This window comes from Pseudomonas sp. 10-1B, assembly GCF_000935045.1.
Classification (GTDB): Bacteria; Pseudomonadota; Gammaproteobacteria; order Pseudomonadales; family Pseudomonadaceae; genus Aquipseudomonas.
The window spans coordinates 38,550-65,252 of record NZ_JYKS01000023.1 but is presented as its reverse complement, the minus strand read 5'-3'; the positions used below and the strand labels follow the sequence as shown (position 1 = coordinate 65,252).

Here is a 26,703-nt window from a genome sequence, read left to right as displayed (position 1 = left end):
ATAGGTGACACTATTAAGCCTAGGTCAATTCCCGTACTGCAGAGTACTTTCCTTGTGTGAGCGGCCTTGTAGGAGCAACTGTCTTGTATTGCCTGGGCTGGCCTCATCGCCGGCAAGCCAGCTCCCACAGGTACTCCACCGCTGCCAAGGCCAGTGCTGTACCTGTGGGAGCTGGCTTGCCGGCGATGAGGCCGGTACTGCCGTTACAGGTCCCGGTCCCACTCCGGCTCGTCCTTGAACCGCTGCACCAGAAAATCCAGCATGCTGCGCAAGGTCGCCGGCATGTGCTTGCGCGAGGTGTACACCGCATTCAGGTTCAGCTCACGCGGCTTGGCCTCGGGCAGCAGGCGTACCAGCTCACCCCTGCGCAGCGCCTCGGCGGCCTGGTAGGTCGGCAGCATGGCGATACCCGCTCCGGCCAGCGCTGCCTTCTGCAGTGTCATCGCTTCGTTGGCACTGATGTTCCCCGCCACCGGCACCGCGACCTGCTGGCCGGCCACCTGGAAATGCCACAGGCTGTGGCCGAAGTAGGCATGGGTCAGGCAGTTGTGCCGGCTCAGTTCCTCGACCCGTTGCGGCGCGCCGTGTTGGTGCAGGTAGGCCGGTGCCGCGCAGACTACCGAGCGGCACACGCTCAGGCGCCGGGCGATCAGGTTGGGGTCCAGGTCGTTGCTGGTGCGGATGGCCAGGTCGATGCGCTCGTCCACCAGGTTGACTGTGCGATCGAGCATCTGCAGCTCCACCTTCACCCCGGGGTAGCGCTGTACGTAGGCCGCCACCGCATCCACCAGCTGTGCCTGGCCGAATGAGGTACTGACGCTGATGCGCAGCGCGCCCTTCGGCGCGTCATCTGGTTGCTGCACGGCGGCCTGCAGGTCGCCGGCCAGTTCCAGCAGTTGCCGGCAGCGGGGCAGGGTTTCCTGGCCGGCGGCAGTGAGGCTGAGCTTGCGTGTGGTGCGCTGCATCAGCCGTGCGCCGACCCAGTCTTCCAGTTCTGCCAGGTAGCGCGACACCACTGGCCGGGACAGCTGCAGATGATCCGCCGCCGCCGACTGGCTGCCCAGGTCGACGACGGTGACGAAAACGCGCATGGCGTTGAGACGGTCCATGATTTGCCCGGTTTCAGAAACAAACTATGTTTGAGCATCGCATTTTTTGTCACGGATCGGGCAACTAAGCTGTTGGGCATTGTTATCTGACGGGCGTTTACCATGTCTCTTTTCACCCCCTTGCGCGGCCTGCTGCTGGCCTGCGCTACCCTGGCTGGCCCGGCGCTGGCCGCTGCACCCTTGCAACTGGACGTTTACAACCCCGGGCACGAGGCGATTTTCCCGGTCAGTTCGGTGATCGTCAGTGGCGAACACGACGCTGTCCTGGTCGATGCCCAGTTCGGCAAGGCCCAGGCCGAGCAACTGGTGCAGCGCCTGCGCAGTGGCGGCAAGCAGCTGACCACCATCTACATCAGCCATGGCGACCCGGACTACTACTTCGGCCTGGATACCCTGACCCAGGCCTTCCCCGACGCCAAGGTGCTGGCCTCGGCGGCCACGGTTGCCCACATTCGCCAGACCATGGACGCCAAGCTGGCGTACTGGGGGCCGCAGATGGGTGCGGACAAGCCGGCGCGGCTGGTGCTGCCGCAGGTGCTCGAAGGTAACCGCCTGACGCTGGAAGGGCAGGCCCTTGACGTGGTTGGCCTGGATGGCCCGCAACCCGATCGCAGCTTCGTGTGGATCCCGTCGATCAAGGCGGTGGTGGGAGGTGTGGTGGTGTCCGAGAACATCCATGTGTGGATGGCCGACACGCAATCGGCCAAGTCGCATGCCGACTGGCTCGGCACCCTGGCCCACATCGAAGCGCTGGCACCCCGCACGGTCATCCCAGGGCACTACCTGGGGAACAGCAGCCGTTCACTGGAAGCGGTGCGCTTCACGGCGAACTACATTCGTGATTTCGATGCCGAAACCGCCAAGGCGAAAGACGCTGGCGCGTTGACCGAAGCCATGAGGCAGCGTTACCCAGGCTTGGCCGATGAGAGCTCGCTGGAGCTAGGGGCCAAGGTCGCCAAGGGCGAGATGAAGTGGTAATTCCGTTCACTTGATGGAGAGTATCCCATGAGCAAGATCGCAATCATCGGTGCAACTGGCCGCGCTGGCAGCCAGTTGTTGGAAGAAGCCCTGCGCCGTGGTCACAGCGTGCTGGCCATTGCCCGTGACCCTTCGAAGCTGCAGGGGCGTGACGGGGTGGTCGTCAAGGCACTGGATGCCAAGGACAGCGCGGCCTTGCAAGCGGCGGTCGCGGGGGTGGACGCGGTACTGAGTGCGGCGCATTTCTCGACCATCGAGCCGCACGCGATCATCGAGCCAGTCAAGCGTGCCGGGGTCAAGCGCCTGCTGGTGGTGGGTGGTGCCGGCAGCCTGCTGCTGCCGTCGGGACACCGGGTAATCGACAGCCCGGACTTCCCGGAAGCCTACAAGGCCGAGGCCACTGCCGGGGTGCGCTTTCTCGAGGCGTTGCAGCGCGAGCCGAACCTGGACTGGACCTTCCTCTCGCCGTCGGCGGAGTTCGTCGAGGGTGAGCGCAGCGGGCACTACAAGTTGGGCAAGGATCATCTGTTGATCGGTGCGGATGGCAAGAGCTGGGTTACCTTTGCCGACTATGCGATCGCCATGCTCGACGAGCTGGAAAAGCCGCAGCATTCGCGGCAGCGGTTTACAGTCGGATATTGAGTCGCTTGCTTCGCGGGCATGCCCGCTCCCACAGGTACCGCAAAGATTCCAAGTCCGGTGTTGTACGTGTGGGAGCGGGCGTGCCCGCGAAAGGGCCATTACAGGCTGGCCTGCCCCTCCAGCCAATCCAGCAATTCCAACAACCCCGGCGGCAAGTTCCTGGCCTGGCTCACCAGGTAATACCCCTTGCCCGTCAGCACCTTCAGCGCAAATGGCATGCACAGCCGCCCCCCACGCAAGTCGTCGCCAATCAGCGACCAGTCGCCGATGGCCACACCGGTCCCCTGCGAGGCCATGGCCATCGCCATGTCCAGGGTTTCGAAATGCTGCTTCGGGCCATGGGTGGCCAATGTCACTCCAGCCGCCTGCAACCACAACCGCCAGTCATGTTCTTCCCGCGACGGGTGCAGCAGCATGTGCCGCGCCAGGTCTGCCACCTGCTGCAACGGTAGCGGCCCCTGGCGTAGCGACGGTGCACACACCGGCGTCAGTTGTTCATCGAACAGCTTGCGCACGCGCAGCCCATGGTTCGGCGCATCGCCATAGACCACCGCCGCATCGAAGCCCTCACGGCGAAAGTCCACCCCATGCTGCACCGTGGTGGTCAGCTCCACCGGTACATCCGGGCGCAGCGCCTGCCACTCCATCAGGCGCGGCAGCAGCCAGCGCATCACGCAGGTTGGCGCCTTGAGCTGCAAGGTAGCGCTGCGCCCACCCACCTCGCGCACCCCTTGTTCGATCAGCGCGAACACCTGCTGCACCCGCGGCAGCCAGTCCTGGCCTTCACGGGTCAGGCTCAGCCCGCGGGCCTGGCGCTGGAACAGGGCATAACCCAGGTGTTCCTCGAGGGCTGCGATCTGGCGGCTGACGGCACCTTGGGTGATGTGCAGCTGTTGCCCGGCACGGGTGAAGTTGCAGTGCTGGGCGGTGACCAGAAAGGTGTGCAGGGCAGGCAGGGGCGGGAGGCGTTTCATCGCGATAAGCCATGATTACAGGACATGGCTAGTATGTGTTTTTTTGCATTGTGGCGATAGCCGTGGCTTGGGTCCAATAGCACTACAACCCAACAAGATTCATGGTGAAACCCAATGGCAACCTGCGGCGAAGTACTGGTCAAACTCCTTGAAGGCTATGGCGTGGACCATGTCTTCGGTATTCCCGGTGTACATACCGTGGAGCTCTATCGCGGGTTGGCGGGCTCGTCCATTCGCCATATCACTCCGCGCCACGAGCAGGGTGCCGGATTCATGGCCGATGGCTATGCGCGTACCCGCGGCAAACCCGGGGTGTGCTTCATCATCACCGGCCCGGGCATGACCAACATCACCACGGCCATGGGCCAGGCCTATGCCGACTCGATCCCGATGCTGGTGATTTCCAGCGTGCAGTCTCGCGACCAGTTGGGCGGCGGCCGTGGCAAGCTGCATGAGTTGCCCAACCAGGCGGCGCTGGTGGCGGGGGTAGCGGCGTTTTCCCATACCTTGATGAGTGCCGCCGACCTGCCGCAGGTGCTGGCCCGGGCCTTCGCCGTATTCGACAGCGCCCGGCCGCGCCCAGTGCATATCGAGATCCCGCTCGATGTGCTGGTCGAGCCGGCCGACCAATTGCTGCCGGGGCGTCCGGTACGTGGCAGCCGGGCAGGGGCTGCGCCGCAGGCCGTGGCCCAGATGGCCGAGCGCCTGGCCAGCGCCCGGCGGCCATTGATTCTGGCAGGCGGCGGCGCGTTGGCTGCAGGCACTGCGCTGGCACGCCTGGCTGAACACCTCCAGGCGCCGGTGGCGCTGACCATCAATGCCAAGGGGCTGCTTCCGTCCAGTCACCCACTGCAAATCGGCTCTACCCAGTCGTTGCCGGCCACACGGGAACTGGTGGCCGAGGCCGATGTGGTGCTGGCGATCGGTACCGAGTTGGCCGAAACCGACTATGACGTGACCTTCAAGGGCGGTTTCGAAATTCCTGGCAGCTTGCTGCGCATCGATATCGACCCGGACCAGACCGTACGCAATTACCTGCCGGAGCTGGCGCTGGTGGCCGATGCCGAACTGGCCGCCGAAGCGCTGCTCGGTGCCTTGCAGGCCCTGCCGCAACCAGTGCGCGAAAGCACCTGGGGTGTGGCCCGTGTGGCCAGCCTGCGCCAGGCACTGGTGGCTGGTTGGGACCAGCCGACCCTGAGCCAGACGCGTTTGCTGGGCGCCATCCTCGAACGCCTGCCCGATGCCGTTCTGGTGGGTGACTCGACCCAGCCGGTGTACACCGGCAACCTGACACTGGACATGGACCGGCCACGGCGCTGGTTCAATGCCTCGACCGGCTACGGCACCCTGGGCTATGCACTGCCGGCAGCCATGGGCGCCTGGCTGGGCAGTGCCGAGCAGGCCGCTGAGCGCGCGCCTGCGGTGTGCCTGATCGGTGATGGCGGCTTGCAGTTCACCCTGCCGGAGCTGGCCAGTGCGGTAGAGGCGCAGGTGCCGCTGATCGTGCTGCTGTGGAATAACCAGGGCTACGAGGAGATCAAGAAGTACATGCTCAACCGGGCGATCGAGCCGGTCGGGGTGGATATCCATACCCCGGACTTCATCGGCGTGGCGCGAGCATTGGGGGCGGCGGCGGAGCAGGTGGCGGATGTGGCGCAACTGCAGGCGGCGCTGGGGCTGGCAGTGGAGCGCAAGGGGCCGACCCTGATTCAGGTTGACCAGAACCAGTGGCAGGCGGCTGTGTTGGGGTGAAGTGAAGCTATCGCCTGCACCGGCCCTTTCGCGGGCTTGCCCGCTCCCACAGGATTTTGCACAGATTTGAACGTTGTGCTGTACCTGTGGGAGCGGGCAAGCCCGCGAAGAGGCCGGTACTGCCACCAGGAGCTTCAGCCAGCAGTGGCCCGCAACCTGGCCATATCCCGAATCGGCGGCGCGCCGTACAGCCGGCTGTATTCGCGGCTGAACTGCGAGGGGCTTTCATAGCCCACCCGATATCCAGCCACCGCGGCCTCCAGCCCGTCATTCAGCATCAACCGCCGCGCTTCCTGCAGGCGCAACTGCTTCTGGTACTGCAACGGGCTCATGGAGGTCACGGCCTTGAAGTGATGGTGCAAGGTCGAGGTGCTGAGGTTGACCTCACGCGCCAGGTCCTCGATGCGCAAGGGCAGCTGGAAGTTCTGGTTGAGCCAGGTAATGGCCTGGCAAACCCGATGGGTCTGGCTGTTGGCCAGGGCGATTTCGTACAGACGATAGCCCTGCGGCCCGCGCAACAGGCGGTAGAGAATCTCCCGGCGGAACAGTGGTGCCAGCATCGGGATGTCGCGCGGGGTATCCAGCAGGCGGATCAGCCGCAGCAGGGCGTCGAGCAACGCTGCATCGGTTCTTTCCACATACAGGCCACGGCCGGAAGGCCGGCTGGGCACCAGCATCGGTCCGCTTTCGGCGATCAGTTGGCTGATTTCGGCCGGGTCCAGGTCCAGGCGCAGGCCAAGGCTGGGGTTCTCTGGGCTGGCATCGAGCTTCACGCCGCTCACCGGCAGGGTCACCGAGACCACCATGTAGTGCAGCGGGTCGTAGGCGTACTGCTCGTCGCCCAGGAACAGGCTTTTGCTGCCTTGGGCCAGGATGCACAGTGCCGGTTGCGCCAGGCTTGGCACCGAGCGCACGTTCTCGGTGTAGCGCACCAGGTACAGGTCATCGATGGCAGATGCGGGACCGGGAGGTCCGCCTGTGTGACGGCGGATCAGCTCGGCCAGCTCCTGGCGTTGCCGTTCCAGGGGCGGATCGATGGACGTGGCGGTGGTCATGATGGCTTTCCTCTGCTGACCGACGCAGCATAGGTTTGGGCAATGGCGGGCGCTAGTCGAAAGCTGCACGTCGATTGCCTGATCCTGCCGCGTTGCAGGATCAGGCAATCGACGTGCAGTAATGGCCTAACGCGTCGCGTGGGTGAGCCCCTAACCTTGGCAGTCTGGTTTTTCCGTCCGCCTGCTTCAAGGAGATTGTGCAATGACCCCGACAAAACCGGTCACCCATCTTGCTTTCATCCGTGCCAGCAGCGGGCGCTCGGCGGAACTGGGCGCGCGCCTGCGTGACCTGCTCGAGCCGTCGCTGCGTACGCCGGGTTGCCTGAGTTTCACGGTGCAGCGTTCCCAGGCCGATGGCGACCTGTGGTTGCTCAGCGGTAGCTGGCAGGATCAGCAGGCGATGAGTGGCTACTTCGCCTCGCCGACGCTGGAGATGTTTGGTGAGTTGGTGCAGGCACAGGTAGTGAGCAGCCTGGACTTGCATACCTTTGATTGATTTGTTGTCTGTACTGGCCTTATCGCCGGCAAGCCAGCTCCCACAGGGGCAGCTCAAGTCTTGAAAACGATGCAGCGCCTGTGGGAGCCGGCTTGTCGTGGCGACGAACCGCGGCGATAGGGCCGGTACAGGTGAATAGGGTAAGATGCCGCCCTTCGATAAATCAGGCGGATAGCAGTATGGCACGTAGGGAATTCCCGCATTTCGAAGCGGTTTCGGCGATGGTTCCAGTGGAAGGCGGCGGCTATAACGCGGCCATCGCGGTCAAGGCCCTGGGCATGGGCGGCGCGCCGCGCTTTCACAAGATCCTTGACGGGCAGGTGTTCAAGGGCGCCGTGGCCGCCGACGAAGCGGCCACGGCTGAGCTGCAGCGCCTGCAGGGCGTCAGTGAAGAGGGTGAGCTGATCTGGTGATCAGGCCGGCGGCCGGGCCATCTTGAACAGGTTGCCCAGCTCGAAATAGTCCGCCGGGCCACCGCCACGCAGAATCGGCTCGGCGGCAGCGGTATCGTAGATGCCGTTTTTCAGCAGGTGCTCGGCAATGTGCACCGCCACCACTTCACCCAAAACCAGCCAGCTGGGCACCTGTTCCTGGTCAGCCCGCTTGAGCTGGACGATCTGGCTGACCTTGCACTCGAAGGCCACTGGGGTTTCGCCCACGCGCGGCACGTTGACGATGCTCGACGGTGTGGCGGTGAGGCCGCTCAATTCGAATTCGTTCACCTCGGCGGCAACCGGTGCGCAACTCTGGTTCATCTGCTCGGCCAACGGGCGGGTGGCCAGGTTCCAGACGAATTCGCCGGTCTGCTCGATGTTGTTCAGGCTGTCTTTGCGCCCGACGCTGCAGAAACCGATGATCGGCGGGATGTAGTTGAAGGCGTTGAAGAAGCTGTAGGGCGCCAGGTTCAGGCGGCCTTCGCGGTCCTGTGAGGAGATCCAGCCGATAGGGCGGGGGCCAACGATGGCGTTGAACGGGTCGTGGGGCAGGCCGTGGCCTTTGGCGGGTTCGTAGTAATACATCGGTGCTGGGCTTGCTGGCCCTACCTCTTGGTGGACAAGGTGCCTAGTGTGCCAAGCCTGTGGCTGCCTGAAAATGATCAAGCCCGGCCGAAGCCGGGCTGGGTGCTCGCATCAGGCATCAGCTGAAGCGGTGAGCGTTGGTGCGGTCGAAGCCGTTTTCAGCGAAGCGTTGGCCGCCGGTGCGGTCGAAGCCGTCTTCGGCGAAGCGTTGGCCACCGGTGCGGTCGAAGCCGTCTTCGGCGAAGCGTTGGCCGCCAGTGCGGTCGAAACCATCTTCAGCGTAGCTGGCGGACTGAGTCTGGGCCGCGGCGAAGGTGTGGGCGTTGGTACGGTCAAAGCCATCTTCGGCAAAGGCGCCAGCAGCGAAAACCGAGAGGGCCAGGGTGAGGATCAGTTGGTTTTTCATGGTCGTTGCTCCAGGGGGCGAGAGGTTGTTTGTTTCTATGGGTTTAATGCTACGCCGATTAATTTGATTAAAAAGCGCAAATATTCGCGAATAAGAATCGAATTAATCGATGTGTATGGGTGCGCATGCTGAGAATCGCTAGCGGTCATGCCCGGGATGCGCTGTCTCATACGCCGACGTTTTGCCAGCCATTGCAGCTTGAAGGGGAGGAATTAATGGGGCGTTAAGAAGGAAAAAAACACGTCAGGCGTTGGAGATGTCCTGAGTGTTGATGCGGTAGCGGGTACTGCGGCCCCCGCCTGGCAGGCGTACCAGGCAGGCCTTGTCGAGCAGATCGGTAAGGTGGCGGGTTGCAGTGGCCTTGGACACCTTTGTCACCGCCTGGTATTGCGCGGCGTTGATGCCTTCCTCGAAACCACGAGGGCCGCCATCGAGCAACCTGTTGAGCAGCTTGACCTGTTCGGGCAGCAAACCATCTGCGCGATGCGCCTGCCAGAACCTGGCCTTGGCCAGTATCCGGTCGATGTTTGCCAGTGCCTGTTCGAGGCTGCGCAGCAGGGTGGCAAGAAACCAAGACAGCCACACGGTGATATCCAGGTCGCCTTTTTGGCTGCTCTCCAGCACTTGGTAATAGCCGGCCCTGTCGTCGAGAATGCTGGCGGACATGGCATGGAAGCGAATGGCCTGGCGCTCACCTTGCGCCAGCGCCAAGTCGGTGATCGCCCGGGTCAGGCGGCCATTGCCATCGTCGAACGGATGCAGTGTGACGAACCAGAAGTGGGCGATGCCGGCGCGTAGCAGTGGGTCCAGGCCGGCAGTATCACGGCTGCTGGCAAACCAGTCGAGAAACTCGGCGAGCTGGGCTTCCAGGCCATCGCGCGGTGGCGCTTGGAAATGCACGGTGGGCTTGTCGAGGCGGCCGGAGATCACCTGCATGGGCACTTCATCACGCAACTGGCCGACCAGTACCGTTTTGCTCAAGGTGCCTTGCGCTACCGGGAACAGCCAATGGTGCCAGGTGAACAGGCGTTGCAGGGTCAGTGGTCGGTCATACCCTTGGGTTGCATCCAGCATCAATTCCGCCAGCCCCTCACTGCGGGCATTGGTGGCTCCCTGTTCCGCGATGCCCAGCCGGCGAGCGAGGGAAGAACGGACCGAGCCCACGTTCAACTGCTCACCTTCGATTGCCGAGGAGGTGACGATATTCTGCAGAAGTGTATCCAGGATGTTCTGGCATTCGCTCAGCTCATCGATGCTGCCGATCTTGCCCAGCAGGCGCCCTTGCATATCAATGCAGTTGCGTAGCTGTGGGGCGATGGTTGCGTTTTGCCAGGTGAACTTTGGCCAGTCAGGTTGCTGCCAGATCCACAAAGAGCTGTTCATGATTGTTGTCGATCCATCCCGTGAGCCGAATAAGCCGGCTATTCGGCTCAGCTTGTGAGCCGAATAATAGCGCTATTCGGCTCAGCTTGTGAGCCGAATAAGCCCGTTAATCGGCTCACCGGTTCTCGTGCATCACAAAAAAGGGGCGCTCCATGCGATGGAGCGCCCCTTTCAGTATTGCCAGGCCAGTCTCACTCAGTGGTAATCCGCGAGTGCTGCTTGGTGTCCTTCATGGTCGCGTAAACCAGCAGCGAGCAGGCGATGCACGCGGTGACGTACCAGTAGAAACCGCTTTCCATGCCCGCGCTCTTGAACCACAGGGCCACGTATTCGGCGGTGCCGCCGAAGATCGACACGGTCAGGGCGTACGGCAGGCCCACGCCCAGGGCGCGGATCTCGGTGGGGAACAGCTCGGCCTTGACCACGGCGTTGATCGAGGTGTAGCCACTGACGATGATCAGTGCCGCCATGATCAGGAAGAACGCGCCCCACCAGGTCTGGATGGTGTGCAGGGTGCTGAGGATCGGCACGGTGAACAGGGTGCCGAGCACACCGAAGGCGATCAGGATCGGGCGCCGGCCGATCTTGTCGGACAGGCTACCGATCACCGGCTGCAGGCACATGAACAGGAACAGCGTAGCGGCCGAGATGGTGGTCGAGTCGCTGATGCTCATGCCCACGGTGTTGACCAGGTACTTCTGCATGTAGGTGGTGTAGGTGTAGAAGGCCAGGGTGCCGCCCATGGTCAGGCCGACCACCGTCATCAGCTCCTTGGGGTGGCGCAGCAGGGTGCGCATCAGGCTTTCCTTGGCCTTTTCCTTCTTGGTGAACGAGGCGGTTTCTTCCATGCCACGACGCAGGTACAGGGCGACCACGGCGCACAGTGCACCGATCACGAACGGCACGCGCCAGCCCCAGGCGTACAGCTGCTCGGTGGTCAGTGTCTGCTGCAGGATGATCAGTACCGCCAGGGCGATGAGCTGGCCGGAGATCAGGGTCACGTACTGGAAGCTGGAGAAGAAGCCACGGCGGTCCTTGCTGGCCATTTCGCTGAGGTAGGTGGCCGAGGTGCCATATTCGCCACCCACCGACAGGCCTTGCATCAGACGTGCGATGACCAGCAGGATCGGCGCGGCGACCCCGATGGTTTCATAACCCGGGGTCAGCGCGATGACCAGCGAGCCCGCGCACATCAGCAGCACCGAGGCCATCAAGGCAGCCTTGCGGCCTTTGCGGTCGGCATACAGGCCCATCAGCCAGCCACCGATCGGGCGCATCAGGAAGCCCACGGCGAAGATCGCGGCGGTATTTAGCAATTGTGCGGTGGAGTCGCCGGCCGGGAAGAACGCCTTGGCGAAGTACAGCGAGAATGCGGCGTAGACGTACCAGTCGTACCATTCGACCATGTTGCCGATGGACCCGCTGAAGATCGACTTCAGGCGGCTGGCGGTGGTTTTTTCCGCGGCGGGCGCGATGGCCGCCCCGGCGGGCAGGGAGGTGGCGTTATCCATCAGGGATACCTTCTCGTTGTTTTTGTGGAGCGCGCCATGGCGCAGCTTGCACGGGTAATTGCAGAAGGTGTGCCAAACGGGTGCGTGATGATTCAAATGGGGGCGCTATGCGCCCCTTCGCGGGCCCGCCCGCACCCACAGGGACCGCGTCACGCCTGACGTTACATATCTCTCTGTAGGAGCGGGCTTGCCCGCGAAGGGCTGCAAAGCAGCCCCAAAATCTCAAGATGATAAGCGGATTCCCGCTTATCCCTAATTATCAATAAGCGGAAATCCGCTCATTCCCGCCCAACAAAATCCTCGCGTACCAATCCATGCCGCTGCATCTTCTCGTTCAGCGTGCGCCGCGGCAGTTGCAACGTCTCCATCACCGCCTTGATCTCGCCCCCATGCTGGCGCAGTGCCGCGCGCAGGCATTGCGCCTCGAACGCTTCCATCTGCTCGCCCAGCGACTGCCCGCCAGGCGCCACCTCGATGCTTGGCGAACCCAGCCCTAACGCATGCCGTTCCGCCGCATTGGCCAGCTCACGTACGTTGCCCGGCCAGTCATGCGCCAGCAACTGCGCCAGTTGCATACCCGACAGCGCTGGGGCAGCGCGGCCAAGCTTGTCGCCAGCAGCACGGGCAAAGTGCTCGAACAGCAGCGGAATGTCCTCACGCCGCTCGCGTAACGGCGCCAGGCGCAGTTCGGCAACATTCAGGCGGTAGGCCAGGTCTTCGCGGAAGCGCCCGGCACGGGCCTCTTCAAGCAGGTCGGGCTTGGTCGCGGCAATGATGCGCAGGTCGACGCTGATGCTCTGGTTGGCCCCCAGGCGCTCCAGCTTCTGCTCCTGGATCACCCGCAACAGCTTGGCCTGCTGAGCCAGCGGCATGCTCTCGATTTCGTCGAGGAACACCGTGCCGCCGTTGGCGTATTCCAACTTGCCGATGCGCTTGCCCTGGGCACCGGTGAAGGCGCCGCTTTCATGGCCGAACAGCTCGGCCTCGAACAGCGATTCGGGGATGGCAGCGCAGTTGAGGGCGACAAAAGGCTTGCCGGCGCGCGGGCCAAAATCGTGCAGGCAGCGGGCCACGCGCTCCTTGCCACTGCCGGTTTCGCCGCGGACCAGTACATTGACCGGCAGGCTGGCCAGGTCCAGCACTTGCCGACGCAGCTGTTGCAGGCCCTGGGACATGCCCAGCAGCGTGCTTTCCAGGCGTGACTTGAGGTCGGCCTGCTCGTGCAAGCGGCGGTTTTCCAACACCAGTTGGCGCTTTTCCAGGGCCCGACGCAGGCTGCCCAGCAAGTGCTGCGGGGTGAAGGGCTTTTCCAGAAAATCGTAGGCCCCGTTGCGCATGGCTTCCACCGCCATCGGCACGTCGCCGTGCCCAGTCAGCAAAATTACCGGCAAGTCGGGGTCATCCGCCTGCACGCGCTCGAGCAATTGCAGGCCATCCATGCCTGGCATGCGCACATCGCTGATGATCACCCCCGGGAAGTGCTGCGGCAGGTGCGCCAGGCACTCCTCGGCGCGGGCGAACAACTGCACGCTGAAGCCGGACAGACTCAACCATTGCTCGACCGCAGTGCGGATGCTGGCTTCATCATCGACGACGATCACTGAATTCAACATACAGGCTCCAGGTCACGGGGCAGGGTAAGGCTCAGGCGCGCGCCGCCGGGCAGGTTTTCGGCCTGCAGTTGGCCACCGGCCTCGTGGATGATGCCGTAGGAAATGGCCAGGCCCAAACCCAGGCCCTCGCCCACCGGCTTGGTGGTGAAGAACGGGTCGAAGACCTTGGTCAGATCGGCCTCGGCAATGCCGCCACCAGAATCCAGCACGCTCAGGCGCCACAGCTCGCCGTCGGGTTCGATGCGGATCTCCAGGCGCTTGTAGCGCTTGTCGGCCATGGCGTCGAGGGCATTGCGCAGCAGGTTGATCAGCACCTGCTCCAGGCGAATGGCATCGCCGCGTACCCAGGCCGGGCGCGCCAGGTACAGGGCCACCTCCACGGCTTCGCTGCGAATGCGGGCTTCCAGCAGGTGCAGGGCCTGGTCGACCACGCTGGCCAGGTCCAGGCGCTCGCGCAGGCCAACCGGGCTGTTGCGGGCGAAGGTTTTCAGATGGCTGGTGAGCGCGGCCATGCGCGTGAGCATCTGCTCCAGGGGCTCCAGCGCCTGACGCGCTTCTTCATAGCGGCCATGGTCCAGCAACAGGCGCAGGGTTTCCAGCTGCATGCGCTGGGTGGTCAGCGGCTGGTTGATTTCGTGGGCCATGGCTGCCGACATTTGCCCGAGTGCGGCCAGCTTGGCCGATTGCACCAGGCCCTCCTGGGCGGTGCGCAGTTCTCGGGTGCGTTCTTCGACCTGGCGCTTGAGTTCCTGCCGGCTGCGCTGGCGCAGGCGGGCCAGACGCAGGCGCTGGCTGACGAACAGGGCGGCGAACACCAGGCTCAGCCATACGGCGGCAGCGCCGAGGGCGGCATTGCGGCCATCGGCGGCGACCTGCGGCTTGCGCAGCAGGTGCAAGGTCCAGGCTTCGCCTTCCAGCGGCAAGCTTTCCCACAGGTATTCTGCGTTGCCCTCCGGGGCTTGCACGCGGCTAAGGGTGCTGTTGGTGGCAAAGCGGGTCAGCACCCGGTGCTGCAGCGGCACCAGCGGTTGCTTGTCGTACTGGCGGGTTTCGGCCAGCTCGGCATGGTCGGCGCTACTGAGCGGCTGCAGCTCGCGGTAGCGCCAGCCATCCTGGTTGGCGATGAAGGTGATACCACGGGCATCGCTGACCAGCAGTATGTCGCTGCCCTGGCGCCATTCGCGCTCCAGCTCGGGGAACTCCAGCTTCACCACCATGGCGCCGAGGAAGCGGCCGTGCTCGTCGTTCACCGCGCTGGCGAGGAAGTAGCCCGGCACGCCACTGGTCACGCCCACAGCGTAGAAGCGGCCACTGCCCTGGCTGCGGGTTTGCTTGAAGTAGGGGCGAAAACCGTAGTTGGAGCCTACGTAGCTGCTGGGCAGCCGCCAGTTGCTGGCGGCGATGGCAAGGCCGGTGCGGTCGAGCAGTTCGAGGGTGGACGAGTTGGCGGCGCCGTTGATGCGTTCGAGCTTGCGGTTCAGGGCGTCCTGCATTTGTTCGCTGACCGGGCCACGTAGGGCGGCGATCAGTTCCGGGTCCAGGGCCAGCACGGCGGGCAGGGCGCGGTAGCGGTCGATCAGGGTATGCAACGCATTGGCGTACAACCCCAGTTGCTGGTTGGCACGCCGGGCGTCGTCCTCCATGGCCTGGCGCTTGGCCTGGTGCATCGCCCAGCCAGCGCTGAGGGCGGTGCCAAGCACGATCAGCAAGGTGATCAGCCCCAGACGCAGGGCGCGAAAGGAAAAGGGCATTGGGGCGGATCCGGAAAATTGTGTGTCTTTAAGGGCCCTATCGCCGGCAAGCCAGCTCCCACAGGTACTGCAAAGGCCCGTCAGGCTGTCGCGCTCTTGTGGGAGCTGGCTTGCCGGCGATAGGGCCGGTCCTGGATGCAGCGTACTTACAGCAGTTCAAAGCTTTGCTGCTGCACCGCCTGGGAATCCAGCCCGACCTGGACATTGAATTCCCCTGGCTCGGCAACCCGCTGCAGTTGGCCATTGTAGAACTTCAGGTCTTCCTCGCTGATGCGGAAGGTCAAGCTCCGCGACTCGCCAGGCTTGAGCATCAGCTTCTGGAAGTTCTTCAGTTCCTTGACCGGGCGGCTCATCGACGCCGACACATCCTGCAGGTACAACTGCACCACGGTCTCGCCTTCAACCTTGCCGGTGTTCTTCACCGTCACCTCGGCTTCCAGCGTGTCACCGCGCTTGAGGTCTTTGTTCGACAACTTCAGGCCCGACAGCTCGAAGCTGCTGTAGCTCAGGCCATAGCCGAACGGGTACAGCGGGCCGTTAGGCTCTTCGAAGTACTGCGAGGTGTAGTTGCCCGGCTTGCCCGGCGTGAATGGCCGGCCGATACGGGTGTGGTTGTAGTACATCGGAATCTGCCCGACCGAACGCGGGAAGGTGATGGCCAGCTTGCCGGACGGGTTGTAGTCGCCGAACAGCACGTCGGCAATGGCATTGCCACCCTCGGTACCGGCGAACCAGGTTTCCAGAATGGCGTCGGCCTGCTCGCGCTCCCAGCCGATCGACAGCGGCCGGCCGTTCATCAGCACCAGCACCAGCGGCTTGCCGGTAGCCTTCAGGGCCTTGATCAGCTCACGCTGGCTGGCCGGGATCTCCAGGGTGGTACGGCTCGACGACTCGTGGGACATGCCGCGGGACTCGCCGACCACTGCCACCACCACGTCGGACTGCTTCGCGGCCTTGACCGCTTCATCGATCAGCACCGCAGGCGGGCGCGGGTCGTCGACGATTTCCGGGGCGTCGAAGTTGAGGAAGTTCAGGTAATCGAGGATCGCCTTGTCGCCGGTAACATTGGAGCCCTTGGCGTAGACCAGCTTGGCCTTGCCCTCCACGGCGCGCCGCAGGCCTTCGCGCACGGTCACCGAATGCACCGGTTTGCCGTCGGCGGCCCAGCTGCCCATCATGTCGATCGGTGCATCGGCCAGCGGGCCGACCAGGGCGATGGTGCCGGCCTTTTTCAGCGGCAGGGTCTGGTTGTGGTTTTCCAGCAGCACCAGGCTGCGGCGCGCCACATCACGGGCGGCCTCGCGGTGCAGGCGGTCGTTGCCGTAGTAGTCCTTGAGGTCGGTTTCGGCCTTGCCGATGCGCACGTACGGGTCCTTGAACAGGCCCATGTCGTATTTGGCGCCGAGCACTTCACGCACCGCCTGGTCCAGCTCGCGCTGGGTCACTTCGCCGGACTTCAGCAGGCCTGGCAGCTCTTCGCCGTACAGGGTGTCGTTCATGCTCATGTCGATGCCGGCCTTGATCGCCAGTTTGGCGGCTTCGCGGCCGTCGCGGGCGACGCCGTGGCGGATCAGTTCCTGGATGGCGCCGTGGTCACTGATGGTCACGCCCTTGAAGCCCCACTCCTTGCGCAGCAGGTCGTTCATCAGCCAGGTGTTGGAAGTGGCCGGTACGCCGTTGATCGAGTTCAGCGCCACCATCACCCCGCCGGCTCCGGCGTCGAGTGCGGCGCGGTAGGGTGGCAGGTAGTCGTTGTACATTTTCGGCAGGCTCATATCGACTGTGTTGTAGTCGCGCCCGCCTTCCACCGCGCCATACAGGGCGAAGTGCTTGACGATGGCCATGATGCTGTCGGGGTTGGCCGGGCTGCTGCCCTGGAACGAGCGGACCATCACCTGGCCGATTTTCGAAGTCAGGTAGGTGTCTTCGCCGAAGCCTTCGCTGGTGCGGCCCCAGCGTGGGTCGCGGGCGATGTCGACCATCGGCGCGAAGGTCATGTCCAGGGCGTCGGCCGAGGCTTCGATGGCGGCAGTGCGGCCGACCTTGGCAACGGCATCCATGTCCCAGGTCGCAGCCATGCCCAGGCCAATCGGGAAGATGGTGCGTTCGCCGTGAACGGTGTCGTAGGCGAAGAACATCGGGATCTTCAGGCGGCTGCGCATGGCCGCGTCCTGCATCGGCCGGTTCTCGGGCGCGGTGCGTGAGTTGAAGGTGCCGCCGATGCGGCCGGCGGCGATTTCCTCGCGGATCTTGTCGCGGGGCATTTCCGGGCCGATGCTGATCAGGCGCAACTGGCCGATTTTCTCGGCCTCGGTCATCTGGCTGATCAGATGGTCGATGAACGCCTGTTTGTCCTGCAAGGGTGGGGCGGAGGGGGCGGCGAGGGCCGCCTGACTGGCAAGGCCCATGGCCAGGCCCAGCAAAGACAGTTTCATCATCAATTCCGTTGTGGGGCCCCTGCCGTATCCACGGCGATACGCGCGCGGCCGAAGTTTTCAGGCGGCTATTGTTGTACGATTTGCAGGCATTTTTTCCAGCGGCGGATTATGCCTGAATATATCGCCTGCGGACGAAGCCCCGAATGCCGGGACAACAACTATAAGAACGCTGAAGAGACCGACGGCATGACTCCCTTTGACGAATACCATCAGCGGCAGATCGCCGAAGCCATTGCCCGTGCCGAACGGCGCACCGATGCCGAACTGGTGACGGTGCTGGCCAGGCGTGCAGACGACTATGCCTATTGGCCGTTGTTCTGGGCTGCGGTACTGGCGCTGGCTGTGCCAGGGTTGCTGCAGTGGCTGCTGGGCTGGCCGGGGGTGCGAGGTTTGCTGGTGGCCAACGTGCTGTTGTTCGTCGGCCTGTGCCTGCTGCTGCGCAACCCGCGCCTGGCCGGCTGGCTGATCCCCCATGCCTTGCGCCGTTGGCGCGCCTCGCGCCTGGCCCGCCAGCAGTTTCGCGAACAGAACCTGCAACGCACTGCGGGTGCCACGGGGGTACTGATTTTTGTCAGCGAGGCGGAGCGGCATGTGGAGATTCTGGTTGATCGCGGTATCGAGCACTACCTGGATGCCGAAGCCCGCGCGGCCATCGTTGCCCGCTTTGTCGAACAGGTGCGTCAGGGCCGGACCTTGCAGGGCTTTGTCGAGTGCATCGACGCCTGTGGTGACCTGCTCAGCGAGCACGTGCCGCCTACCCACGCCCGTAACGAGTTGCCCAACCGCCTGGTTATCCTCGACTGATTCGGCCCCCTGGGGCGCACTAGCCGTAAGCCGTGTGCAATTCCTGTGGGAGCTGGCTTGCCGGCGATGAGGCCAGTCCAGCCAATACAAGACAGTTGCTTCCACAAGGTGGGCTGACCGCCTGCGAGGTCAGTTTCTTGTGCGGGCTGGGCGATCTCCCACAGGAAGTACACCACCCTGTAGAATGCATGCATTGCGCCAAGCGCTTCCCGCTATCCGAGGCACCGTTTCTCCATGTCCGCCAGTTCTTCTGCTTCGTCCGCGCCAGATGCGCGCGCCCAGTTTCTCGACCTGCTGAATACCGCCCTGCACGGCAATACCCTGGTCAAACTGGTGCTGGCGCGCCATGTCGGTGCCGACCAGACCCTGCAACGGATCATTGCCAAGCCGCTGCAGGTCAAGGGCCAGCCATGCCTATCGCTGGTCTACCGCCACCAGACCCGCGACATCACCCGTAACCTGCCGCTGGACCAGGCCCAGGCGCTGGTCGCCGAGCTGCTGCCGGACAGCTTCCGCAACGCCCACCTGTTCGATGCCGACGGCGAAGTGCAACTGACCTTCAGCAAGAAGGGCAAGCCCATGCTCCAGCGCCACGGCGCACAGGCACCGCGTGAAGCTGCCGCGAGCAGCGGCCATGACCGCGAGAAGAAACGCTACCTGGAGCTGTCGCGGCCGTTCCTGCGTGACCTGGGTGTAACCGACGCACAAGGCGCGTTGATCCCGTCCATGTCGCGCAAGTGGAAGCAGATCAACAAATTCATCGAGGTGTTCGACCACGCCCTGGCCAACGCCCCGGTGCCAGCGCAGCAGGCGCTGCGGGTAGCCGACTTCGGCTCGGGCAAGGGTTACCTGACCTTCGCCATGCACGACTACCTGCGCAACAGCCTGGGTCGTGATGCGCAGGTGACGGGCGTGGAGCTGCGCCAGGACATGGTCGACCTGTGCAATGCCGCCGCCTCGCGCCTGGAGCACCCGGGCCTGGAATTCCAGTGTGGTGATGTACGCAGCGTGGTGCCGGAGGCCATCGAAGTGATGATCGCCCTGCATGCTTGCGACATCGCCACCGACTACGCCATCCACACCGGCATCCGTTGCAACGCCGCGATCATCATGTGTTCGCCGTGCTGCCACAAACAGATCCGCCCGCAATTGCACAGCCCAGGTTTGCTGCAACCCATGCTGCAGTACGGCCTGCACCTGGGCCAGCAGGCCGAGATGCTCACCGACAGCCTGCGTGCGCTGTATCTGGAAGCCTGCGGTTACGAGACCAAGGTGTTCGAGTTCATCTCCCTGGAGCACACCAACAAGAACAAGATGATTCTTGCGGTGAAGCGGCGGCAGGTGGGGGACAACGGCGCATTGCTGGAGAAAATTGCCCAGCTCAAGGCGTTCTATGGAGTGCAGGAGCATTGCCTGGAGACGTTGTTGCGGGCGGATGGGTTGCTTTGAAGGCTTGGCTGGTCGCCTCTTCGCTGAACCCTATCCTCATGCACTGAATCCTCCTGCACACCTTGATTCGGTATTGATCTCAAATAGGCGTAGGAGAACTCCCAAGATATCGTTCGGGACTTTTTGGACGGCTATAAGCCTGTAGTGTGGCGTGCTACTTACTGAATGCCAGGTTGTCACTTGACAACCTTGTGTTTGCGAGCCCACACTGGAGGAAAGCTGATGTCACGCCCCAGTCATGCCCAGAAAGAGGTCGAGCAGGCCTTGAGGCACGCCGAGTCACAGGGATGGAAAGTCGTGAGGGGAGGTGGGCACTGTTGGGGAAAGATGTATTGCCCCTTTAACGACAGCGAATGTCGCTGTGGCGAGTTCTGTATCACCAGCGTCTGGAGCACCCCAAGGAACCCTGGCAATTTTGCCCGGCAGTTGCGGCGAGTGGTCGATAACTGCTCGGGAAACAGAATGTCGCCCTGGCCTGCCAATAGAGATGAGGAGTAGACGCCGTGGAGTATGAGTACACCCTCAAGTATCAATTGAACGAGCACGAAGATACCGATTCGCTATTGGAGCGTTTGGCCGAGGCGGGTTGTGACGACGCGGTGGTCGGCCTGGGTCAGCCGGGGAGGCTGGCGCTGGCTTTCATCCGCGAGGCTTCTTCTGCGAAAGAAGCCATCGAAAGTGCGCTCGATGATGTTCGCAAGGCAGTTCCCCGAGCACGCCTGGTCGAGGCGACGCCTGATCTTGTAGGGCTTACCGATGTGGCCGAGATCGTAGGCGTATCGCGGCAGAACATGAGGAAGTTGATGCTCGCTCATAGGCATAGCTTCCCTGCGCCCGTTCATGAAGGTAGTGCTTCGCTTTGGCACCTTGCTGATATTCTGGACTGGTTACAGATTCGTGGTAACTACTCGATCGGGCAGGACAAACTGGACTTGGCCCGAGTGGCGATGACGGTCAATGTAGCCAGTGCCTATGAGCGCGTCTTCGGAGGTTCGTACAACGTGCTGCATTGAATTGCGTCGCGGGGTCCTTTTCCCGAGCCGATCCACAAAATGAAATGTCCTGATAGTAGAATTTACTTTTAATGTGAATGTTGGTCCGCGTTTTTTGTCACAAGTCATTAAATGCTGCTATTGATATTCCGGATATGATGATTAGGATTGAAAGTGCCTTCCTCAGGAATCCAGAGGGGGCTATATCCTCGCTAATGAAGTTCGGGAATAGTCGAGTTGCGATGGCTCCAAAAATAAGTACGAACAGAGGATGGATGCTAACAATGACCGACACTAAGGCTGCGCCGCCGCCGACAGCCAGCGCGGCCATGAAAAATATATAACCTCCTACATCGAATAGGTTGGTGGCAGCGAAAATGCCAAGTTGTTTGGTGTTAAGTGTTTTTAGATCTTGAGCTATTAGCTTTCTCCAGGCAGGATTAAGCAGCAATAGAAAGCCACCAAGCGCGTACCCTGAAAAGTTGAAGAGCAGAACGAATTCAAGGTTCTTCATTTTCAGTATTTCGTCGGAAATGATGGTTGATATGGCACCGAAGAATGCGGATACAAATACCATCGCAATATGTCTTTTTTCTCCCAGACCGAGAATCGTTTTTTTTGACATGCAGAGAATTAGAATTCCCCCTGTGATCAGAAAGAAACCGAGTGCCTGCTCGTATGTGGGGAAAGCGTTAAATATCAATATCGAGGCCGCAAGAACAAATAGTGGCTCTGACTGATGGATGGGTATGACTACCGAAACATCCATGTCTTCCAAGGAGTAGCTGTATGCAAAATACTGGAGGAATATCGCAAGCCCAGAAAGTATGTTGAGGCTGGCAAAGAGAATGTCGATTTCTGAAGTGTCGAGAAAAATATATATAAGCGCGGCGAAGAATGTGTTGCCTACGCTGAGAAGGAAAATGAAGGGTATGTAGTTCGAGGTTATATGTTCAATAGCGAATTTGTCCAGTATGTTGGACAGGCTCCACAAGAGTGGAGCCATCAGGGATAAGTATACCCAGTTCATTGATGTCGCTCCAAGATGTCGATAATGGTGCTCTTGCTATGCCGTAGTAAGTCATGAGAAAAGTCGTCAGTATCATGGTCGAAAATGAACGTGTTGTTATAGGTGAACGTTTGGGAGGTTTCATGTGCCAGTATGCTTTCCAGTACAGCGGGAGCTTCTTTTAATCTTGGCTGGTGGCGAAGCTTCAAGATTTTTATTGCATTCCCATAGTGCGCAGCTTCGTCTTTGGCTGCGTTACGTATCCAGGTCGATAGGCATGAAGGCCCCAAGCTGTCAAAAAGCTCAAAGTCTTGCTTGTAGGCTCTTGTGCTTGTTATTTCATCGAATGCAATTGAAAGCAGGATAGTAAACTCATCAGTCAGGAATGCTTCGATGGGATCGAAATCTGGCTTTCTGGATTTTAGTTGGTGTTCAATAAGTTCTTCGCTTTGTCCATAAAGAACGCTGTTTATCTTGCGTAGACCTCGATAATGGTTTTGTTCGTCGAGATGCCAAAGGCATACGAATTCAAGGAATTCATCGCTTAGTTTAAGATCTTTACGTTTCAGGAGATAGATGAGGAAATGCTTTGAGTCGAATTCGGAACTCATGTCGTGCCAGAAATGTTTCTGGCGGTATTTGATATCTTCCTTGTTTCCGATGATGACTTCGGGGGACAGATCTTTCAATAGCTCCACCGAAGACCAGTCATGGCACTTCAGGCCGATAGCCGTCTTTATATAGCTCATGCTTGCGCTCCCTGTATTTATTCAAGAAAGTTTTCAAACTGCCACTGGAGGGAAGTCGAGGGGTAATGGTTTTGCTTGTCGTTGTTTCCTGGTGACCAGTTTGTATATATGCCAACCAAGTCCCCCAAGTAGGGTTGTGCAATGTTGAGTATGAATTGGAAGTCCATTTCCTCTGCTTCCACAATGCCATGCCTGGGGTTCTCTAAGGCCCATATGAGGCCAGCTAATACGCCGGCGGCTACTTGTAAAGTGGTAGCGGAGCTTTTGGGGTTTAAAGCTTGAGCTGTACCGTTTTCAAGGATGGAACCGTACCAGTATGCATTCCTCTCATGTCCCATCAAGAGAACACCGAGATAGTCAGCTCCCTCAAGGATGTCATTGCCGCTTATGACACGCCTTCGCTGTTGTGGTCGCCAGGAGGTTCCACTTAGTTCATGAAGAGAAAGAATGGCATCATTACACGGATGATAAGCATAATTGACAGTTGGCCTATAAGAAACGCTGTCGCCATCATGGATGGTCAAGTAATCCGATAGTGATATGGACTCATTGTGAGTAATGAGAAAACCCAAGCAAGGTCCGGCAGCTGGGGTCCATGTCTTTATACGAACCGATGCACCTGGTCGGGTCAAATAGATTGAACTCTTGCAGCCAGATTCGTGAAAGTGTGCTCCGGTTGGCAGTTTTAGTTCATGAGTTCCCCAGCCTAACTCCGAAGGTTGGCATCCTTCAGCGATAAACCGTCGACTGACCACGTATTGATGAATTCGCCGACTGCCTTCGGTGTTTTAGCTACCTGAGTATCGTGTTCAGCCACATGAATAGTTTTTATTTGCAGGTCGCACGTTAACTGCGCCCATTCTTGGCGTGTGGTTGGCAAATGGTCGCTCGCCCCAGACTGATCATGGCGAATGTTAAGCAGGGCTTGTTTGAAAAAGTGAGATGCCAACCCTGGGTTTGCACCGTGAGCGATAACGGCTGTGGGACCACCTTTGAATTTTTGCTTCAGTGCGAGCATACCTTCTCGCAGGTGATAGTTGGTCCTGTATTTGAAGTCTATATTGTGGTTTGAGTAATGCCCTGCCCACGGCTCAATACAGGTGTCTAGATATTTGGCTCCCCGCTCTTGGCAATAGACGACCAGGTCTAGGCTTGAAACATCGACGGATAGATTTAGCAGGAATGTATTGGCATCTAGGTTGATCAGGATGTGTTTGTAGTTTGCGGGCGTCAGGCGTGTGCGTACAAAGGTCGCGGGAAATACGGTGGATTGGCTGTTATCATTGGTTGAAAGTGGGTCGATGATAGTGAGTGAGGATATCTTGTCGCCTAGTTCGTCAAAGAGCATTGGTAATAGTGTGGCTGCAACCGCTCCGTACCCTACAATGATGAATTTCATCGGATGACTTCCTGTTTTATTTTTTTATTGTTCACTTCTGAATGGAGGTCAGACGTGATCTGCACGTTTGCCGAGGCAAGTTAAAATTATTTGAGATCGTGCTTGATGGAAACATCAGGTATATGGGCGGTCAAGCGGTTTTGCAGTTGAAGCCGAATTTTAAAGGAAGTACTACAGACTTATCCTAATGGCTTGTAGGATATTTCCTATTTAATTCGGATGTTGAAAATAGGCCTTCTGATTGCATATGGATATGCACAAGGGACGGTTTATTCAGGCGATCAGATACTGTGTCTAAATCAGCAAAACTCACCCGTCGCTGTTTTTCCCGAAAGCGGATGATCGGGCTGTTCCAAGGGCGGCACATGGTATGCCGCCGATAGAAGCCTCTTTCATCAACGAGCAGTTGGCCCCTCGATCGTCAACCACGCCTGCCCCAACGGATGGGTACCGGCATCGAAGAAATGCAGCTGCGTCCCCGCCAGATCCCCGAACCGATCGACAAAATGCTGCTTCTGGTTGATCACCGAAGCCTCGCTCAATGGCCGGATCGCAATCGACAAATGCGCCGGCCGGGCCAGCCGAATGGCTTGGAGCAGATGCTGGTCACTGCTGTCCAGGTGCTGGCCGAACAGGCATAGCCCCTGGCTTTCTTGCGCCAGTTGCCCAAGGCACCAGCTCAGGTAGTCCGAGTTGCGGATGGCGCGCAGCTTTTCGTCGCTGCGGTCTTCATTGACGAACAGCGGCACTTCACCGGGAATGTTCACGGCAAAGCCATCGAGCAGTTCGGCGCTGTCGGCGCTGCGTTGGCGGGTGGTGCCGTCGGGCAGCTTGAGCAGGTGCAGGCCGCCATGCAGGTGCAGCACCCGAGTGCCTTCGCTGGCAGTGCGGCGGACGTCGAAGAAGCCTTGCTCGTCGAACAGTTCGGCGAAACCGTGCGAGGCGTGTTGCACGGCCCAAGGCAGGATCAGGTCGTAGTTGCTGGTGTAGACGCTGCGGTATTCGCGCAGAGCCTGGTTGATCGCTGCCAGTGTGGCTGCAGGCATCAGCGGCCATGGCAGGTGCACGCTACGCACGGCGTGGATCAGCGCTTCCTTGATCGAGTAATAGCGGTTCAGCGGCGCGGTAGAATTGATGGCCAGCGCGGCGTTGGTGCGCACGGTGGTGTTGAGGGCGCTGAGCACCGGCTCGAACAGTTCCGTGCCCAGGGACTTGAACAGCGCTTGGTCGCTGACCGCCAGGCCTTTCTTGCGGCCGGCGCGTTGCGCTTGCTCGAACAGCGAGAAGTAGCCGAACGGCTTCCACAGCGCGCGGCTGGCGCCGTTGCCCAGCAGCAGGGCGTTGCTGGGGTGGCGGGCGGCGACTTCTGGCCAGGGGGTGAGGGAGGCGTCGAGTGCGGGCATGCTGGGGTCCGTTGGGTGGAGCGGGAACGGGGGCGACTTTAGCATGTCAGGCAAGGTGTGCGAGGGTTGCTGTCCAGGCAGCGGTGTTGTGTTGTCTCCGGTCCTCCTGAATGCGGCTCGTCAAAAAACGATTCATGCATGTGCTGCTGGCGATGACCAGAATCCCTGTGTGAGAATGATAGGGATTCCTATTAACAGCGCGCATTTGCAATGACATCTTTCCCTACCCCCTGGAGCGGCCCTGCGCCGGCCTTGCAGGCAGTCGTCGATGACTTGCTGGCCCATTACAGTGACTTGCGCCGCTACCTGTGCGGGCGGCTGCGCAACCCGGACGACGCCGCCGACATTGCCCAGTCCAGCTTTGCCCAGGCTTATGCCCATGCCCTCAATGCACCGGTGCTCAATGCCCGGGCTTTGCTGTTCCAGGCTGCGCGCAACCTGTGCATCGACCAGTACCGGCGTCGCGGCACCGAACTGGCGGCGCTGGAGGATTGGCTGGTACGGGTCGATGGGCTGAGCCCCAGCGTCGAGGACATCCTGATCGCCCGTGAGCAGTTGCAGCAATTGATCGTCCTGGTCGAGCGCATGCCGCGCCTGCGCCGCGAGGTGTTCGTGCGAGTGCGCCTGCATGGTCACAGCCACCGCGAAGTGTGCGAGGCCTTGGGGCTGTCGGCCAAGGCGGTGGAGTTGCATATCGCCCGGGCGGTATTCGATTTGTCCGAGTTTCGCCTGGCCAGCCGCCATGGCTGAACCTGCTGCCGCGCGCAAGGTACAGCAAGCCTTGGTCTACCTTGCCGCCATGCATGGCGACGACCCCGCACGTGTGCGTGAAGCCAGTGGCCAGGCGCTGCGCTGGCGACACAAGAGCGACGAGCATGAACGTGCCTGGCAAGAAGCCGAGCAGCGCTGGCAGCTGGTGCACCGCCTGACGCCGCAATTACGCAGTGCCGTGGCGCCGCAACCTTATGACCCGAGCCGCCGGCGCTTGCTGCGCCAGGGCGGTGCGCTGGCGCTGTTACTCGGCGCGGGTGGCTGGCTGGGCTGGATGTTCCAGCGCACGACGCCATTCCAGCAAGATTTGTTGACCGGCCACGGCGAAGCGTCGCATGCGCTCACCCTGCCCGATGGTAGTCAGTTGCTGGCAGCGGCCGAGAGCAACCTGCGCATTCGCTTCGACCATGCTCAGCGCCAGGTGATGCTGTTGCACGGCAATGTCTTTTTCGACGTCGCCCACGAGTGGTGGCGGCCCTTCCTCATCAGTACCCGCAGGGGCAGTGTGCAGGTGTTGGGGACCTCGTTCACCGTCAGTGATCGGGGCGACAGGGTGTTTGTCGCAGTGGCGCGCGGGCGGGTACAAGTGCGTGATTTGCAGGGCGGTGAGCACATCCTGGGCGCTGGCGAGCGTATCTGCATCGATGGCCAGGGGCATCTGGGCAAGCCGCGCAAGGGCGCGCAGTTCGGCCCCGATCTCGAGCATTGGCAACGCGGCTGGTGGTCTTTCACAGATCAGCCGCTCAGTGAGGTGGTGGGCGAACTCAATGCCTACCTGGCCCAGCCTGTAGCGCTTGCACCCGAGATCGCGGAACTGCGCCTGACCGGCAGCTTCCCCAGCGACCGGCCAGAAAAACTGTTGCAGGCGTTGCCGCGCATTCTGCCGGTGCGCCTGGACCTGCAATCGGGCCAGGCGCACTTGCTTGCGCGTTGAAAAAAGTTTTGAGGGGTAAGGCGCCTGAACGGCGTCATCAACGGTGAACCCCACCCGAGCAAGGAC

At 61.1% G+C, this 26,703-nt stretch carries 26 protein-coding genes; 11 read left to right on the top strand and 15 right to left on the bottom strand.

Going from position 1 to position 26,703, the window contains the following annotated elements:
• Window positions 1-203: 203 nt before the first annotated feature.
• On the bottom strand, window positions 204-1,109 hold the full coding sequence (locus TZ03_RS13695; RefSeq protein WP_051098377.1) for a LysR family transcriptional regulator: 906 nt from the start codon (window positions 1,107-1,109) through the stop codon (window positions 204-206).
• Window positions 1,110-1,211: 102 nt separating this feature from the next.
• On the opposite strand from TZ03_RS13695, the gene TZ03_RS13690 reads away from it, so the two are divergent.
• Together TZ03_RS13690 and TZ03_RS13685 are read left to right on the top strand one after the other, a co-directional pair.
• Window positions 1,212-2,087 (top strand): MBL fold metallo-hydrolase, encoded by an 876-nt coding sequence (locus tag TZ03_RS13690; protein WP_051098375.1) that lies wholly within the window; start codon window positions 1,212-1,214, stop codon window positions 2,085-2,087.
• Between the two features lie 27 nt (window positions 2,088-2,114).
• The gene (locus TZ03_RS13685; protein ID WP_051098373.1) at window positions 2,115-2,729 is read left to right on the top strand and encodes an NAD(P)-dependent oxidoreductase; all 615 of its coding nucleotides are present in this window, start codon (window positions 2,115-2,117) and stop codon (window positions 2,727-2,729) included.
• Between the two features lie 98 nt (window positions 2,730-2,827).
• On the opposite strand, the gene TZ03_RS13680 is transcribed toward TZ03_RS13685, so the two are convergent.
• Entirely contained in the window at window positions 2,828-3,703 is an 876-nt protein-coding gene (locus tag TZ03_RS13680) for a LysR substrate-binding domain-containing protein (RefSeq protein WP_051098371.1), read from the bottom strand.
• Between the two features lie 114 nt (window positions 3,704-3,817).
• On the opposite strand from TZ03_RS13680, the gene TZ03_RS13675 reads away from it, so the two are divergent.
• On the top strand, window positions 3,818-5,455 hold the full coding sequence (locus tag TZ03_RS13675; protein WP_051098369.1) for a 5-guanidino-2-oxopentanoate decarboxylase: 1,638 nt from the start codon (window positions 3,818-3,820) through the stop codon (window positions 5,453-5,455).
• 134 nt (window positions 5,456-5,589) lie between these two features.
• Here the strand turns inward: TZ03_RS13675 and TZ03_RS13670 are convergent, their stop codons facing one another.
• Complete coding sequence (locus tag TZ03_RS13670; RefSeq protein WP_051098367.1) at window positions 5,590-6,510, bottom strand: AraC family transcriptional regulator; 921 nt, start codon at window positions 6,508-6,510, stop codon at window positions 5,590-5,592.
• A 202-nt stretch (window positions 6,511-6,712) separates the two neighbouring features.
• Between TZ03_RS13670 and TZ03_RS13665 the strand changes: the two genes are divergently transcribed.
• Both TZ03_RS13665 and TZ03_RS13660 read left to right on the top strand, forming a co-directional pair.
• A complete protein-coding gene (locus TZ03_RS13665; protein ID WP_051098365.1) occupies window positions 6,713-7,006 on the top strand; it encodes a putative quinol monooxygenase in 294 nt (97 codons plus the stop codon).
• Window positions 7,007-7,185: 179 nt separating this feature from the next.
• Window positions 7,186-7,419, top strand: coding sequence for a hypothetical protein (locus TZ03_RS13660; RefSeq protein WP_051098363.1), 234 nt, complete (start codon window positions 7,186-7,188; stop codon window positions 7,417-7,419).
• Here the strand turns inward: TZ03_RS13660 and TZ03_RS13655 are convergent, their stop codons facing one another.
• The 7 genes from TZ03_RS13655 to bglX form a co-directional block, all read right to left on the bottom strand.
• Window positions 7,420-8,025: a flavin reductase family protein gene (locus tag TZ03_RS13655; protein WP_051098360.1), complete on the bottom strand. Its 606-nt coding sequence runs from the start codon at window positions 8,023-8,025 to the stop codon at window positions 7,420-7,422.
• A 118-nt stretch (window positions 8,026-8,143) separates the two neighbouring features.
• Window positions 8,144-8,431: a hypothetical protein gene (locus TZ03_RS13650; RefSeq protein ID WP_051098358.1), complete on the bottom strand. Its 288-nt coding sequence runs from the start codon at window positions 8,429-8,431 to the stop codon at window positions 8,144-8,146.
• 243 nt (window positions 8,432-8,674) lie between these two features.
• A complete protein-coding gene (locus TZ03_RS13645) occupies window positions 8,675-9,814 on the bottom strand; it encodes a Fic family protein (protein ID WP_051098356.1) in 1,140 nt (379 codons plus the stop codon).
• A 191-nt stretch (window positions 9,815-10,005) separates the two neighbouring features.
• Window positions 10,006-11,325, bottom strand: coding sequence for an MFS transporter (locus TZ03_RS13640; protein ID WP_051098354.1), 1,320 nt, complete (start codon window positions 11,323-11,325; stop codon window positions 10,006-10,008).
• A gap of 278 nt (window positions 11,326-11,603) precedes the next feature.
• Window positions 11,604-12,938, bottom strand: a complete 1,335-nt coding sequence (locus TZ03_RS13635) for a sigma-54-dependent transcriptional regulator (protein WP_051098351.1) — start codon at window positions 12,936-12,938, stop codon at window positions 11,604-11,606.
• Window positions 12,932-14,689, bottom strand: a complete 1,758-nt coding sequence (locus tag TZ03_RS13630) for an ATP-binding protein (protein ID WP_051098349.1) — start codon at window positions 14,687-14,689, stop codon at window positions 12,932-12,934. The genes TZ03_RS13635 and TZ03_RS13630 overlap by 7 nt, the downstream gene beginning before the upstream one ends.
• 146 nt (window positions 14,690-14,835) lie before the next feature.
• Window positions 14,836-17,127: a beta-glucosidase BglX gene (gene bglX / locus TZ03_RS13625; protein WP_051098347.1), complete on the bottom strand. Its 2,292-nt coding sequence runs from the start codon at window positions 17,125-17,127 to the stop codon at window positions 14,836-14,838.
• Window positions 17,128-17,313: 186 nt separating this feature from the next.
• Here bglX and TZ03_RS13620 point away from each other — a divergent pair, with 186 nt between their 5' ends.
• The 4 genes from TZ03_RS13620 to TZ03_RS13610 all read left to right on the top strand — a co-directional run bounded on the left by TZ03_RS13620 (window position 17,314) and on the right by TZ03_RS13610 (window position 20,393).
• Window positions 17,314-17,931, top strand: a complete 618-nt coding sequence (locus TZ03_RS13620; protein WP_051098345.1) for a TPM domain-containing protein — start codon at window positions 17,314-17,316, stop codon at window positions 17,929-17,931.
• Between the two features lie 234 nt (window positions 17,932-18,165).
• Entirely contained in the window at window positions 18,166-19,380 is a 1,215-nt protein-coding gene (locus tag TZ03_RS13615; RefSeq protein WP_051098343.1) for a class I SAM-dependent methyltransferase, read from the top strand.
• Window positions 19,381-19,602: 222 nt separating this feature from the next.
• Window positions 19,603-19,878, top strand: coding sequence for a hypothetical protein (locus tag TZ03_RS31530; protein ID WP_082056627.1), 276 nt, complete (start codon window positions 19,603-19,605; stop codon window positions 19,876-19,878).
• 5 nt (window positions 19,879-19,883) lie between these two features.
• Window positions 19,884-20,393, top strand: coding sequence for a helix-turn-helix transcriptional regulator (locus tag TZ03_RS13610; RefSeq protein ID WP_051098341.1), 510 nt, complete (start codon window positions 19,884-19,886; stop codon window positions 20,391-20,393).
• 97 nt (window positions 20,394-20,490) lie between these two features.
• Here TZ03_RS13610 and TZ03_RS13605 read toward each other — a convergent pair whose 3' ends face one another.
• The 5 genes from TZ03_RS13605 to TZ03_RS13590 all read right to left on the bottom strand — a co-directional run bounded on the left by TZ03_RS13605 (window position 20,491) and on the right by TZ03_RS13590 (window position 24,932).
• Window positions 20,491-21,402 carry an EamA family transporter gene (locus tag TZ03_RS13605; RefSeq protein ID WP_051098338.1) on the bottom strand — a complete coding sequence of 304 codons (912 nt, stop codon included), beginning with the start codon at window positions 21,400-21,402 and terminating at the stop codon, window positions 20,491-20,493.
• On the bottom strand, window positions 21,399-22,130 hold the full coding sequence (locus TZ03_RS13600) for a hypothetical protein (protein ID WP_051098336.1): 732 nt from the start codon (window positions 22,128-22,130) through the stop codon (window positions 21,399-21,401). The genes TZ03_RS13605 and TZ03_RS13600 overlap by 4 nt, the downstream gene beginning before the upstream one ends.
• 17 nt (window positions 22,131-22,147) lie before the next feature.
• Window positions 22,148-22,885: a saccharopine dehydrogenase C-terminal domain-containing protein gene (locus TZ03_RS30250; protein WP_160297745.1), complete on the bottom strand. Its 738-nt coding sequence runs from the start codon at window positions 22,883-22,885 to the stop codon at window positions 22,148-22,150.
• A complete protein-coding gene (locus TZ03_RS30245; protein WP_152645449.1) occupies window positions 22,837-23,529 on the bottom strand; it encodes a saccharopine dehydrogenase NADP-binding domain-containing protein in 693 nt (230 codons plus the stop codon). The genes TZ03_RS30250 and TZ03_RS30245 overlap by 49 nt, the downstream gene beginning before the upstream one ends.
• Window positions 23,530-23,924: 395 nt before the next feature.
• Window positions 23,925-24,932 carry a DUF4917 family protein gene (locus TZ03_RS13590; protein WP_051098334.1) on the bottom strand — a complete coding sequence of 336 codons (1,008 nt, stop codon included), beginning with the start codon at window positions 24,930-24,932 and terminating at the stop codon, window positions 23,925-23,927.
• 210 nt (window positions 24,933-25,142) lie between these two features.
• Between TZ03_RS13590 and TZ03_RS13585 the strand changes: the two genes are divergently transcribed.
• Window positions 25,143-25,682, top strand: coding sequence for an RNA polymerase sigma factor (locus TZ03_RS13585; RefSeq protein WP_051098332.1), 540 nt, complete (start codon window positions 25,143-25,145; stop codon window positions 25,680-25,682).
• Window positions 25,675-26,637 carry a FecR family protein gene (locus tag TZ03_RS13580; RefSeq protein WP_051098331.1) on the top strand — a complete coding sequence of 321 codons (963 nt, stop codon included), beginning with the start codon at window positions 25,675-25,677 and terminating at the stop codon, window positions 26,635-26,637. Before TZ03_RS13585 ends, TZ03_RS13580 begins: the two co-directional genes overlap by 8 nt.
• Window positions 26,638-26,703 lie beyond the last annotated feature (66 nt).